Annotated in this window: 11 protein-coding genes; 4 read left to right on the forward strand and 7 right to left on the reverse strand. The window is 71.0% G+C overall.

Annotated features, from left to right (window positions below; genetic code table 11):
- Positions 1-133: 133 nt before the first annotated feature.
- On the reverse strand, positions 134-2,077 hold the full coding sequence (nosZ, locus tag JN22_RS05465) for a TAT-dependent nitrous-oxide reductase (protein WP_085552938.1): 1,944 nt from the start codon (positions 2,075-2,077) through the stop codon (positions 134-136).
- Positions 2,078-2,150: 73 nt separating this feature from the next.
- A complete protein-coding gene (locus tag JN22_RS05470) occupies positions 2,151-4,493 on the reverse strand; it encodes a NosR/NirI family protein (protein WP_085552939.1) in 2,343 nt (780 codons plus the stop codon).
- Positions 4,494-4,674: 181 nt separating this feature from the next.
- Between JN22_RS05470 and JN22_RS05475 the strand changes: the two genes are divergently transcribed.
- Together JN22_RS05475 and mog are read left to right on the forward strand one after the other, a co-directional pair.
- Complete coding sequence (locus JN22_RS05475; protein WP_085552940.1) at positions 4,675-5,565, forward strand: ferritin-like domain-containing protein; 891 nt, start codon at positions 4,675-4,677, stop codon at positions 5,563-5,565.
- 13 nt (positions 5,566-5,578) lie between these two features.
- Positions 5,579-6,124 (forward strand): molybdopterin adenylyltransferase, encoded by a 546-nt coding sequence (mog, locus tag JN22_RS05480; protein ID WP_085552941.1) that lies wholly within the window; start codon positions 5,579-5,581, stop codon positions 6,122-6,124.
- A 211-nt stretch (positions 6,125-6,335) separates the two neighbouring features.
- Here the strand turns inward: mog and ubiV are convergent, their stop codons facing one another.
- The 4 genes from ubiV to JN22_RS05500 all read right to left on the reverse strand — a co-directional run bounded on the left by ubiV (position 6,336) and on the right by JN22_RS05500 (position 9,661).
- Positions 6,336-7,265 (reverse strand): ubiquinone anaerobic biosynthesis protein UbiV, encoded by a 930-nt coding sequence (ubiV, locus tag JN22_RS05485; protein ID WP_085552942.1) that lies wholly within the window; start codon positions 7,263-7,265, stop codon positions 6,336-6,338.
- Between the two features lie 15 nt (positions 7,266-7,280).
- On the reverse strand, positions 7,281-8,267 hold the full coding sequence (gene ubiU / locus JN22_RS05490) for a ubiquinone anaerobic biosynthesis protein UbiU (RefSeq protein WP_085552943.1): 987 nt from the start codon (positions 8,265-8,267) through the stop codon (positions 7,281-7,283).
- Between the two features lie 4 nt (positions 8,268-8,271).
- A complete protein-coding gene (gene ubiT / locus JN22_RS05495) occupies positions 8,272-8,949 on the reverse strand; it encodes a ubiquinone anaerobic biosynthesis accessory factor UbiT (protein WP_085552944.1) in 678 nt (225 codons plus the stop codon).
- Positions 8,950-9,112: 163 nt separating this feature from the next.
- Positions 9,113-9,661, reverse strand: a complete 549-nt coding sequence (locus JN22_RS05500; protein WP_085553446.1) for a DUF2249 domain-containing protein — start codon at positions 9,659-9,661, stop codon at positions 9,113-9,115.
- 173 nt (positions 9,662-9,834) lie between these two features.
- Between JN22_RS05500 and JN22_RS05505 the strand changes: the two genes are divergently transcribed.
- Positions 9,835-10,557 (forward strand): Crp/Fnr family transcriptional regulator, encoded by a 723-nt coding sequence (locus JN22_RS05505; protein ID WP_085552945.1) that lies wholly within the window; start codon positions 9,835-9,837, stop codon positions 10,555-10,557.
- Between the two features lie 138 nt (positions 10,558-10,695).
- Here JN22_RS05505 and JN22_RS05510 read toward each other — a convergent pair whose 3' ends face one another.
- Complete coding sequence (locus JN22_RS05510; protein WP_085552946.1) at positions 10,696-11,691, reverse strand: 3-hydroxyacyl-CoA dehydrogenase NAD-binding domain-containing protein; 996 nt, start codon at positions 11,689-11,691, stop codon at positions 10,696-10,698.
- A gap of 324 nt (positions 11,692-12,015) precedes the next feature.
- Between JN22_RS05510 and JN22_RS05515 the strand changes: the two genes are divergently transcribed.
- On the forward strand, positions 12,016-12,750 hold the full coding sequence (locus tag JN22_RS05515; RefSeq protein ID WP_085552947.1) for an SDR family NAD(P)-dependent oxidoreductase: 735 nt from the start codon (positions 12,016-12,018) through the stop codon (positions 12,748-12,750).
- Positions 12,751-12,762: the final 12 nt, after the last annotated feature.

The following is a 12,762-nucleotide window of genomic DNA, read 5'->3' on the forward strand; positions in this document are numbered from 1 at the left end:
CGGGAGAGGGTGGCCCGCAGGACCGGGTGAGGGGCTATCGGGACATGGATTTCGCACCACGCCCGACAGCCCCTCACCCTTCCCGCTTCGCGGGCCCCTTCCCTCTCCCGGGGCGGGAGAGGGAGGCTTCACATCAGGCGCCGCGCGGCTCGACGAGCATGCGGCCGCCCATCTCCATGTGCAGGGCGTGGCAGAACCACTGGCAATAGTACCAGTGCACGCCGGGACGGTCGGCCGTGAAGGTCACCGACGCGGTCTGCTGCGGCCCGATCTCCATGCACACACCATGGTTGGTCATGGTGAAGCCGTGCGTCAGGTCGTCCACATCGTCCATGTTGGAGATGTAGACCGTCACCTCGTCACCCTGCTTGACCTTGAACTCCTCCAGGCCGAAGGCGGGCGCCCGGCTCCACATGTAGACGCGGACCTTGTTGCCGTCGCGGATCACCTTGGCGTCGTTGTCGAGATCGACCCCGTCCTTCTTCGCCTGCTGGCGGGCGTCCTCCCACATCGGGTCGTCGCGGGTGTAGACGCTCTTCGGGTTCACCTTGGAGCGGTGGACGATCAGCGTGTCGTGCGGCTCGGCGAAGGTGGGGCCGTCATGCACCAGCTTCATCTCGTCGCCCGAGATGTCGATGAGCTGGTCGTTCTCCGGCTTCAGCGGGCCGACGTTGAGGAAGCGGTCCTTGGAGAACTTGTTCAGCACGATCAGCCATTTGCCGTCGGCCTCCTTGGTCTGCCCCATGGAGGAATGCAGGTGGCCCGGCTGGTAGTGGACGTCGAGCTTCTGGACGATCGGGTCGACCTTCTCGCCCTTGAAGGCGCGCACCGCCTTGTCGATGTTCCACTTCACCACCTGGCTGTCGAGGAACAGGGTGGTGTAGGCGTTGCCGCGCCCGTCATAGGCGGTGTGGAGCGGACCCAGGCCGACCTGCGGCTCGGCGACGATGACGTCGCGCGGCTTGATCTTGTCGTCGAACAGGTCGTCGAGCTTGCGCACGTCCATCACCGAGACGGTGGGCGACAGCTTGCCGTTGATGGTGACGTGGATGCCGTCGGGCGCGGTGTTGACGCCGTGCGGGCTGTTGGGGATCGGGATGTAGCGGGTGTAGGGGGTGCCGTGACGGCCGTCCACCACGGGGACGCCGTTGTGCATCTCGACCTTGCCGGCCTTCACCGCCTCCTCGATGCGCTTGATGTTGAAGACGACCAGCCAATCCTGCTCGTTGCCGGTCATCTCGGCGGTGGTGACGCCCTCCTCGGAGTTGTAGCAGGTCGAGAAGACGTATTTGCCCTGGTAGTCGGCGTCGGTGTTGTCGAGGTTGCCGTCCACCCGGACCTGCCACGCCACCTTCATCGCGTCGCCGTCGATGGCCGTGAAGTGCGAGCGGTAGCTCTTCGGCTCGTCGAGGATCTTGCCGTCGTTGGGGGTCGGCACCCGCTGCTCGCCGTTGCAGAAGACGTAGCCGGTGCGCGGATACTTCTGGAGCCGCAGGCCGTGGATGCCCGAGGCGTTCGGGATCTCGATGATCGTGTCGGCCTTCATGATGTCGCAGCGGATGCGCACGACCCGCGAGTTCGCCTTGTCGTTGGCGAAGATGTAGCGCCCGTCGTAGGTCCCGTCGGTGAAGGACATGTGCGGGTGGTGCAGGTCGCCGTTGAAATACTCGCCGCCGCGCGTCTCCAGGAACTTCTTCGTCTCGGGAGTCTGGTGGGCCAGCAGGATCTTGCGGCTCTCGTTGGTCAGGCCCCAGCCGGTGGCCGAGCAGCGGTTGAACACCGGGATGCGCATCAGCTCGCGCATCGACGGCGCGCCCATGATGCGGACCTCGCCGGAATGGCCGCCGGAGTGGAACACGTAATACTCGTCGAGATCGCCCGGCTTCACCTCGTAGACCTGCTTGCCGGGGGCGGCGGTCGCCGCCTGGGCCGGGGCGGCGCCCATCAGCGAGCCGCCGCCGATCGCGGCACCGCCGGCCGCGCCCGCCAGCCCGGCCAGCGCCGCGACCTTCGCGGTGCCGCCCAGCAGATCGCGCCGGTTCACCACACCCAACGCCTTGGCCTTCTCGTCCGTCATGTCCTTCTCCGTTCTTGGCCCCGTCGCGGGGGCTTTCCCGGCCGGGAGGCCGGGTGTTGGTTGGTCCGTTTCTTCAGGGCCGGGCGGTGAGCCGCCCGGTCGCGGGGTCGCTGGTCAGCACCGGCGCGCGCGGCGCGGCCTCGGCCGTGGCGGCGGCGCCCGCCTCGCGGCGCTCCCGCTTCAGGCGCTTCTGGATCACCACCGGGCATTTGCGGTCGTGGTGGTAGAGCACCTGGCAGTGGAGGCACTGGATGCATTCGTTGGGGTTGATCGATCCGTCGGGGTGGATCGCCTGCACCGGGCATTCGTTGGCGCAGCGCCGGCACGGGCTGCCGCATTCGCTGTAGCGCTTCAGCCAGTCGAACATCCGCATCCGGCCTGGGATCGCCAGCGCCGCACCCAGCGGGCAGAGGTAGCGGCAGAAGAAGCGCTCGACGAACAGCCCGGCGGCGAGCAGCGCCACGGCGAACAGCACGAACCACCAGTCGCGGATGAAGTGCAGGATGATGGCGGTCTTGAACGGCTCGATTTCGGCCATCCGCTCGGCATTGGCCAGCGAATAGAAGGACAGGCCGAACAGCGCCAGGAAGACGATGTACTTGATCGGCCACAGCCGCTGGTGCAGCCCGAAGGGCACCGCGATCTGCCGGATGCCGACCTTCCTCGCCGCCTTGCTCGCCAGTTCCTGGAGCGCGCCGAACGGGCAGAGCCAGCCGCAGAAGGCGCCGCGCCCCCAGAACAGCAGCGACGCCGCCACCGAGCACCAGAGGATGAACACCAGCGGGTCCATCAGGAAATAGTCCCAGCGGAAGTCGGTGCGCAGCGCGTTGGCGAAGGTCAGGACGTTGACGACCGAGAGCTGGGCGTGGGCGATCCAGCCGAGCCAGACCAGCGTGAAGACCAGGAAGCCCAGCCGCAGCCGCTCGTACAGCGCCGGCCGCTTCACGATCTGATCCTGGAAGAAGAAGATGCCGGTCAGCAGCAGGATGGCGACGCTGGTGATGGCGATGTCGACCAGCCGGTTCTCCCAGATGCGCTGCCACAGCGGCACCTCGGCCGGTTCCGCCGCCTCCGGCTCGACCGGATCGGTCGCGGCTGCGGAGGACGCGGGCGCGGCGGGAGCGGCGGGTGCCGCGCCAAGGGTGGCGGCCGGCTCGCTCTTCAGATACTTGTCCGGCGGCTGGTAGCCGAGGTCGAAGGTGACGAACGCCTTGTCGAGCGCCGCCGTCGCCCGCTGCACCAGAAGTTGCAGGCGCCACGGGTCGGCCGGGTTGAACTCGGTGCCTTCCGGCAGGATGAACAGGCCGGCTTCCGGGAAATCGGGGGCTCCCGCCGCCGCGACGCCGCCCAGCCGCTTGTGCGTCTTGTCGCGGAAGCGGACGGCGCCCTCGTGCTGGATCAGCTCGAAGCGGTCGAAGATGCCGCCGCGCACATAGCCCGACCCCTTGAAGGAATAACGGCCCTGGCCGGCGACGACGATGGCGTGCTGCCCCGGCTTCAGCCGTTGAAGCATCGCCTCGTACTCCGCGTCGCCGAGCAGCGAGCGGCCGATCACGGGGATGGTGGCGAGGCCGGCGTAGAGGTCGATGAAGGTCTCGTCGGCGGCGCCCGGTTCCGGGCGGGCGATGGCCTCGGCCTTGCCGGTGCGCTCGAAGGCGGCGTTGACCTCGCCGACCGTCAGGGTCAGGCGGCGGACGGAGCCGTCGCCGACCAGCGTCGCCCAATCCTCGGTGCCGGTCTTCGCGGGATCGATGCTGCGGACCACCGCCGGGGCGGCGGCCTCGGCGCCGCCCTTGCCGAGCGCCTGCATCACCTTCTTGCCGGAGCGGATGATCGAATCGCCGATCACCATCACCGTCACGGTGGCGCCCGACACGATGTCGACCGGCGGGCTTGAGACGTTTTGCCGCGCCAGCTCCAGCACGTTGCGCCCGACATAGCCATCGATGAAGCTGGTGATGCGGGCGATCGGAATGCCGACCAGCACGATGGGCTCGTGGTGGTCGACCATCTTCGCACCGGTCACCACGCCGTCGGGGCTGAGGCCCACCAGCACATGGATCGGCCGGCCGGAATAGCCGGTGGTGTTGACGAAGTCGGAGGTCAGATAGGCATGGCCGACCAGCGCCGAGCCCTTGTAGACCGGCAGGATCGGCGCGTTGGCCGCCGCCGGCCCGAAGCGGTCGGCGCCGGGCACGAGATCGCCCGGCTGCACCATGCCGATGAAGCGCTCGACGACGGCGCCGCCGCGCGGCTCCGCCGCCAGCGCCCCGCCGGTTCCGCCGCACAGCAGAAGGCCCGCGAGACAGCCGGCGCGCAGCCGGCTCCAGAAACCCCCGGTCCGGAGAGATTTGGACCGGACAGTCTTGGCCCAGGAACTCCCGGCCCAGAAACTCTTAATCGAACCCGTCAGCATGAGAAGCGCCGTTCAGCGTCGTTTCCGATGTGGCCGTCCGCGTCGGAAGGCGCGAGGCATTCACACTAGGGACCCGTTGAACCGGACCAGCCTTGACCGCGGTCAAGTCACTCAAAAGTTTAAACCATTATCATTTTATGCAATCTTGCAGAGAAGATCCCCGAAGGAGGAGGTTGCGCCGATGCCGCTGCTGCACCAGGAACCGCCCGCCAGGATCGACGACCTCGACGTTCTGCTGGGCATCGCCATGGCGCTGGAAGCCGAGGCGGTGCTCCGCTACGGGCAGCTCGCCGTCCTGATGGACCAGCGGGGGGAAACCGACACCGCCGCCACCTTCCGCGGCCTGATGGCCGAGGAGGAGGTGCACACCACCGCCATCGGCCGCTGGGCGTCGGATCTCGGCCGTGCGGCGCCCGACGGCGGCTCCTTCCTGTGGCTGCTGCCGCCGGACATCGCCACCTCCTGGGACGATCTGGTCGATCGCACCCGGCTGACGCCCTACCAGGCGCTGTCGCTGGCGGTGGTGAACGAGCAGCGCGCCTTCGCCTTCTACAGCCACATCGCGGCGGGGACCGGCGACGACGCCGTGCGCCGCCACGCCGAATCGCTGGCGCGCGAGGAGCTGGGCCACGCCGCCCTGCTGCGGCGCGAGCGGCGCAAGGCCTTCCACCGCCAGAACGGCGGCGGCGCGAAACCCGCCCGGGCCGACAGCCCGGCCGCGCTGGACCGGCTCGCCCACTCCCTGCTGGCCGCCGCCGCCGCCGGCCACGCCGCCCTGTCGGAGCGGCTCGCCGCCGCCGGGGACGCGGCCGGCGCGGCGCTGCTGACGGACATCGCGCGCGAGGAGGCGGCGATGGCTGGCGATGGACCGGCCGCCCATCCTCCGACCGACGCCGGCGCAACGGCCGACCCCTGGTCCGCCGCCATCGCCATCACCGAGCGGCTGGCCGAAAGCTTCGCCGACGTCGCCGCGACGGCGACCGACGAGGTGGTGCTCGGCCACGCCCTCACGCTCCAGGAGACCACCATCCGCCACCTCGCGCGGCTGGCGTCTTCCCATTATTCCTCCTGAAGGACAACGCAGCATGAGCATCCCCCCGACCGGCCCCGTGCGGATCGGAATCGTCACCGTCTCCGACCGCGCCAGCCGGGGCGTCTACGAGGACAAGGGCGGCCCCGCCATCCGCGACGAGCTGACCCGCATCATCGCCTCCCCCTGGGTGGCGGAGGCGCGCGTCATCCCCGACGACCGCGACGGCATCGCCGCCACCCTGACGGAGCTGTGCGACGTCGCCGGCTGCGGTCTGATCGTCACCACCGGCGGCACCGGCCCCGCCCCGCGCGACGTCACGCCGGAGGCGACCGAGCAGGTCTGCGAAAAGATGATGCCGGGCTTCGGCGAGCTGATGCGCAAGGTCAGCCTGGAGGTGGTGCCGACCGCCATCCTGTCGCGCCAGACGGCGGGGATTCGCGGCTCCAGCCTGATCGTCAACCTGCCGGGCAAGCCCTCGGCGATCCACGACTGTCTGGCGGCGGTGTTCCCCGCCATCCCCTATTGCCTGGACCTGATCGGCGCCGGCCGGATCGAAACCGACCCGGCGGTCTGCCGCGCCTTCCGTCCCGGCGGCTGAGGAGGGAGGCGCGCTTGCCCCTACCTAACCTCCCCCGCTGGGCGCTATGGCTTGCACACATCTCGCTTTTGCGAAGAGTTGGCAACTTTCAGGTGCGGGGAGCCCTTCTCCCCTTGCGGGAGAAGGGTTGGGATGAGGGGTATTCCGCCAGAGGCGGAAAGAGTTCGCCCCCCTTCACCCCAACCCCTCTCCCTCAGGGAGAGGGGCTCGCTCAGCAACCCGTCGCCGCCCCCGTGACATAGGACGCGCCGACCGTGTCGTGGAAGAAGCCGTTCGCCACCGGGGCGTCGACCAGCGCGCGGATCTCCGCCGCCGCGTCGGCGCCGTCGCGCTCCCCGTCGAGGACGCCACGGAAGGCGTCGATCACCCGCACCATGTCGGTGTCGTGCGGCGACAGCCGGAAGCGGCCGACGCCCATCGCCGCCAGCCGTTCCAGCTCCGCCGTCAGGCACAGATAGCCGTGCGAGAGCGTCTGCGTCCCGTTGACGGTCAGGAAGGACTGGCCGTCCAGCGTCTCGACGGCCAGCCCGTTCGAATCGTTGCCGCAGACGAACTGGCAACCGTCCTTGTGCAGCCCGTGCGCCCGCGCGTGGTAGCAGCGGGCCGAGATGGCGAGCGGGGCGCGGCCGAACACCTGCACCTCGACATCGACCCCCAACTCCCGCCCGGCACCGGCCAGCGCCGCCACCGAGGCCGCCGGCAGCTCGGCCGGCAGCGACACCGACACGGCACCACGCCCGGCCAGCCACGCCAAGGTCGCCTCGTTGTAGAGGTTGATGAAGGGGCCGACCGCGTGGCGCCGGCCGTCGAGCAGCGCCAGCGCCCCCATGTCGTTGGCCTCGACCGTCAGCGGCGCGTCGGCCACGAGGTCGCGCATCGCCGCGCGCTCGCGGTCGCTGCCGACCAGGATCGGGCTGGCGAGCCAGACCTCCTTGCCGGCGGCCAGCAGCCGGTCGACGGACTCCTCCAGCGCGTCGGCGATGAAGGGCGCCCGCTTGAAGCAGACGATCTCGCCGAGGATGACGGTGTCGACCGCCGCCTCGTCGGCGATGCGGGCGTAGAAGTCGCGCCAGCGCTCGGCCGGCCAGTTGAACAGCACCGGCCCCAGGGTCAGGCGGGGTTTCGCAACGGGAGTGGTCATGATGCGGATCCTCTCTCAGCGCCACGCGCGGGTGTAGGCGCCGGTGGTCTGGGCGCCGCCCTCGACCATCGCGTCGAGGTCCGGCCTCGGCACCGGCCGGCCGGCCGCGAAGGCGTCGAGCGCCGCGCGGTAGGCGCCGACGACGGCGGCGATGTAGGCCTTGCTGCGCTGGCGCCCCTCGATCTTCAGGGCGCGCACCCCGGCCTTTTTCAGATCCGGCAACAGTTCCATGGCATTGAGGCTGGTCGGTTCCTCGAACAGGTAGCCGGCGCTGCCGCCGGCGACGAAACGGCCCTTGCACAGGGTCGGGTAGCCGGCCGGCTCGCCCTCCGCGAAGAGGTTGATGGTGAAGTCGCCGAGCCGCGAGGCCAGCGCGCCGTCGCGCGGCTCGTAACGGACATGGCTGGCCGGCGAGCAGACGCCCTGCTTGTTGGGCGACAGCCCGGTCGCGTAGGAGGACAGCGAGCAGCGGCCCTCCGCCATCGGACAGAGCCCGCCGAAGACGAAGACCTCGGTCTCGACGTCGGTTTCGGCGTTCAGCCGGGCGATCTCCGGCACGGTCAGCACGCGCGGCAGCACGACGCGGCGGACGCCGAAGGCGTCGCGGTAGAGCCGGATCGCCTCGGCGTTGGCCGCCGACGCCTGCACCGACAGATGCAGCCTCAGCTCCGGATGATGCCGCGCCGCGTAGTCGAGCAGCCCGAGGTCGGCGAGGATGACGGCGTCGGCCCCCAGCCGCGCCGCGTCATCGACGGCGCGCCGCCAGGGCTCGGGGTTGCCGGCCTGCGGGTAGGTGTTGATGGCGACGTAGACCTCGACCTTGCGCGCGTGGGCGTAGGCCAGCCCGGCGGCGAGGTCGTCGCGCGAGAAGTTCAGTCCGGGGAAGTTCCGCGCGTTGGTCGCGTCGCGGAAGCCGAGATAGACGGCGTCGGCCCCGGAATCCACGGCGGCGCGCAGCGCGGCCGGGTTGCCGGCCGGGCAGATCAGTTCGAAGCTGTCCATGATCTCACGCTCCCCCGAGCCGGCCGGAAAGCCGACCGGAGAGGCGCCGTTCCAGCGCGGCCAGCCCGCGTTCCAGCGGTGTCGGCAGGGCACGGTGGACGCCGTCCATCAGGCCGAGCGCCCGGCCGGCGACCCGGCGCGCCACCGGCAGAGCCTGACCCAGCGGCCCCGCCATGCCGGCGGCGTCGGCGAACAGGTCGATCTCCTCGCCGTCCAGCGTGTTGCGCAGGGCCAGGATCAGGGCGGTGTCGCCCTCGATGACCAGCTCGCGGCGGAAGAACAGCGCGTCGCCGTCGATCCGCCCCTCGAACAGGTCGAGCAGCCGGGCGCAGGGGCTGCGCACCGCCGCCTCGGCCGGTTCGTTCCGTTCGCAGAGGCGGAGCGACGGGCGCGGCCCGACTCGCAGCATCAGGGCGGCGGGCGCGTCCTGCGGGTCGATCAGCAGCCGCGCCTCCGGCAGCTCGGCCAGCGCCGCGAAGGCGCGCGGGTGGCGCTCCGCGAGGCTCCGCATCAGCCGGTCGAACAGGATGCCCTCGGCCTCCCGGCCCAGCCGGTTCCCCCCCAGCCGGTGGGCGAGGCCCAACCCCAGCCGGGTCATTCCCGCCTCGATCCGGCGGAGGCGGTCCTCCGCCAATTGGCCGTCCATTGACCGGCCATCCGTCGTGAAGGTGGGATCATTCATGCGCCGTTCCTCCCGCTGCCGCGTGGGGAGGACGTTCGCCCTCCCCGTTGGCGGCAACTTGAGCGGCCCGGCGCGAGCGCGGCCTTGACGGTCGTCAAGCGGCGGCGGTCAAAGGGCGGCTATCAAGACGCGGTCACCATCATGGCGATGGTCCGCCGCACGCTCAGCCGCCGCACATGCCGCCGCAGCAGGAGCCGTTGCGGCGGGCGACCAGCCGCTCGAAGGGAATGCGCCATTGGCCGGCCGGCGGCACGACTCCCCGCATCAGGTCGATCACCGTCTCCGGCGACATCGCCGGCGGGCAGTCGGTCACGTCGCACACCAGCGCCCCGCCGGCCGCCGGGCCGATCTGCGCGTCCGCCGCGGCGAGCGTCACCCCGCCATCCTGCGCGATGCGCAGCCGGAAGGCGGCCGGCGGCACGGGCTGCAAGGGACGGCTGATGCGGACGCGCCAGACCGCCGGACCGCGCTCCAGATACTCCCAGGCGATGGCCTCGCCGAACAGCGTCTCGAGCTGGCGGTGCAACGGGCGCGGATCGTGGTCGTTCACCAGGGAGAAGCCGGCGCCGGGGGCCAGCGCCTGCACGCGCTGGAAGATCAGCGGGTGGCGCTCGTAGGGCGGGATGGACTGAACGTCGACGACCGGCTCGTCGGCGGCGGAAGACGTGGCAACGGAAGATGCGGTATCGGAAGACAGGAGGGTGCTGTGCATGATGGTCCGGGGTCCCATGCGATGGTGGGGGCGTTGAACCCTCGATCCATAGCGGTCCGTGGGACGGCGAACGTTGTCGCCGCGCAAACTCCGCGACGGTCCGGTGCTTGGCGGTTGCGCGGCGGGCGGCGGGGCGACAGGATGGCGGAACGCCCACGGGGGACGCCGGTCCGATGACGCACGCGCTCGACCCGGCCGCCCTGCGCGGCCTGCGGCTGTTCGCCGGGCTGGACGAGCCGGCGCTCGCCGACGTGGCGGCCGGCGCGCAGACCCGGCGCGTGGCGCGGGGATCCCGCGTCTTCGCCCAGGGCGACCCGGCCGACGCCTGCCACGCGCTGATCGACGGGCGGATCAAGATCGTCCAGACCGGCCCCGACGGGCAGCAGATCGTCGTCCGCTTCATCGGCCCCGGCGAGATGTTCGGGACGGTTCCCATGTTCACCGGCGGCGGCTATCCCGGCGACGCGGTGGCCATGGCCGACTGCGTGGCCCTCCTGTGGCCGGCCCCGGCGATGACCGCCCTGATGCTGCGCCATCCCCGGATCGGGCTGAACGCGCTGGGCATCGTCGGCGGGCGGTTGCAGGAGATCCAGAACCGGCTGCGCGAGGTGTCGACCGAGCGCGTCGAGCGCCGCATCGCCCACGCGCTGCTGCGCCTCGTCCGGCAGGCCGGGCGGCGGATCGAGGGCGGGGTGGAGATCGCCTTCCCGCTGTCGCGCCAGGACGTCGCCGAGATGACCGGCACCACGCTGCACACGGTCAGCCGCATCCTGAGCGGCTGGGAGGGCCAGGGCATCATCGAGAGCGGCCGTCTCCAGGTGACGATCCGCAAGCCCAGCGCGCTGCTCGCCATCGCCGAGGATCTGCCCCAGGCGGAGGAGGACGGAGGGAGCTGAGGCGCTTTCCCTGCCTTCCGTCATGACCGGACTTGTTCCGGTCATCCACGCGCGACCTTGAGATTCGCCCGTGGATGCCCGTGCCAAGCACGGGCATGACGTATCGGAGGATGGCGGAGCGGTCGTTTCCGCGAACTTTCAGCCGGTTTCACCCTGCACGCCCCGTTTCGGCGCGAGGGGAAGCGGCGCGAGCGGCCCCGGCGCGCGCAGCACCGCCAGCAGGGCCTCGTTGCGCATGCGCAGCAGCGCCTCGCGCCCGCCGACCGACTCCTCCAGCGCCTCGGCCCCGGCGACCAGCCGGCGCTTGCTGGCCTCGTCGAAGACCGGGGTGCCGAGATCGTCCCACCAGGAGCGGATCGGCGCGTCGAACAGCTCCAGGAAACGTCCCAGCCCGCCCGCGCCGCCGCCGAGATGGTAGGACAGCCCCTGCCCCAGCACCGCCCAGCGCGGCCCCGGCCCGGCGGCGATGGCGCGGTCGATGTCGTCGAGGTCGCACACCCCCTGCTCGACCAGATAGACCGCCTCGCGCCACAGCGCCGCCACCAGCCGCGTCGCCAGATGGCCGGCGATCTCGCGGCGCAGCACCACCGGCACCTTGCCGACCGCGCGGTAGACGGCCTCGGCCGCCGCCACCGCGTCGGGCGCGGTCAGCCGGCCCGGCACGATCTCGACCAGCGGCAGCAGGTGCGGCGGGTTGAAGGGGTGGCCGATCAGGATGCGCTCCGGGTGGCGGGCGCCCTCCTGGAGGTCGCTCGGCATCAGGCCCGACGTGCTGGAGGCGATCAGCGCGTCGGGCCGCACCACCGCCTCGATCGACGCGTGGATGCCGCGCTTGGCGGCCAGCGATTCCGGCCCGTTCTCCTGCACCAGATCGACGCCGGCCAGCGACGCCCAGTCGCCGCCGGCGGCGGTCAGCCCGTCCCAATGGGCGCGCGGGTCGCCGGCGCCGAGCGCCACCAGATCGCCGGCCACCGCCTCGATGGAGGGGCGCAGGCGCGCCATCGCCTGCGGGTCGGGATCGACCACCGTCACCCGCCGGCCGGTGGCGAGGAACAGCGCGGCCCAGCTCGCCCCGATGGTGCCTGCCCCGACGACGCCGACCGACGCGGCCTCCCGGCTGAACGCGCGCTGCATGGGGGATCTCCTGTCGTGTTGGGATGCGTCGATCCTAAACGCCGCAGGGTCGATCCGCCGCATTGACAATTCGCGTTACCGATCTTCGAAAAAGCTGATTGACAGTACACATACTGACAGATAGCTTTTTGACAGCGTACTTACAAAACAGACCGGCAAGGCACGGCGGCCAAGAGGCGGCCCGGAACGGCGCAACAGAGACAAGCGGACGGACGAAGAGGAAGAACGGGGCCGTTTCCCCGAGCGCGCCGGCATGACCGGACGCCGGTGGTCCGCACCCGTCCCGCGTCCGGATCCCGCCAAAAAACGGAGAGAGGGAGGGACATGACCACTCCATTCGATTTGACCGGCAAGCGCGTCCTTATCACTGGTGCTGCCGGCGGCATCGGCTCGGCAACCGCGCGGGCCTGCGCCCGGCTGGGCGCCGAGCTGGTGCTGACCGACATCCGCGACTGCTCCGCCCTGGCCGAGGAGCTGGCGGCCGGCGGCGCCAAGGCCGGCGCCCACGCCTGCGACGTCCGCGACCGCGCCGCCATCGACGCGCTGGCCGAAACGGTCGGCGGCGTCGACGGGCTGGTGCTGAACGCCGGGGCCATCGCCTTCGACGATTGGGATTCGCTGGAGTGGGAGGACTCCTTCCACGAGATCATCCACGTCAACCTGCTGGCGCCGATGCAGTTCGCCCGCGCCTTCCTGCCGGGCATGCGGACGCGCGGCAGCGCGCGGATCGTGCTGGTCGGCTCGGTCGCCGGCTGGACCGGCGGCACCATGTCGACGACGGGCGCGCATTACGTCGTCTCCAAGGGCGGCGTCCACGCCTTCACCCGCTGGCTGGCGCGCCGCGCCGCACCCGACGTCGGCGTCAACGCGGTCGCCCCAAGCGCCACCGCGACGCCGATGATCGCCGGCCAGCCGGCCCCGGCGGTGGCGGCGCAGCTCGTGCCGCGCGTCGCCTCGCCGGACGAGATCGCCTGGCCGATCGCCTTCCTCTGTTCGCCCGCCGCCTCCTTCCTCAGCGGGGTGGTGCTCGACATCAACGGCGGCGCCTACCTGCGCTGACCGGCATCGAAG

The sequence above is a fragment of the Azospirillum agricola genome (assembly GCF_020005195.1).
In the GTDB taxonomy this organism is placed as follows: domain Bacteria; phylum Pseudomonadota; class Alphaproteobacteria; order Azospirillales; family Azospirillaceae; genus Azospirillum; species Azospirillum agricola.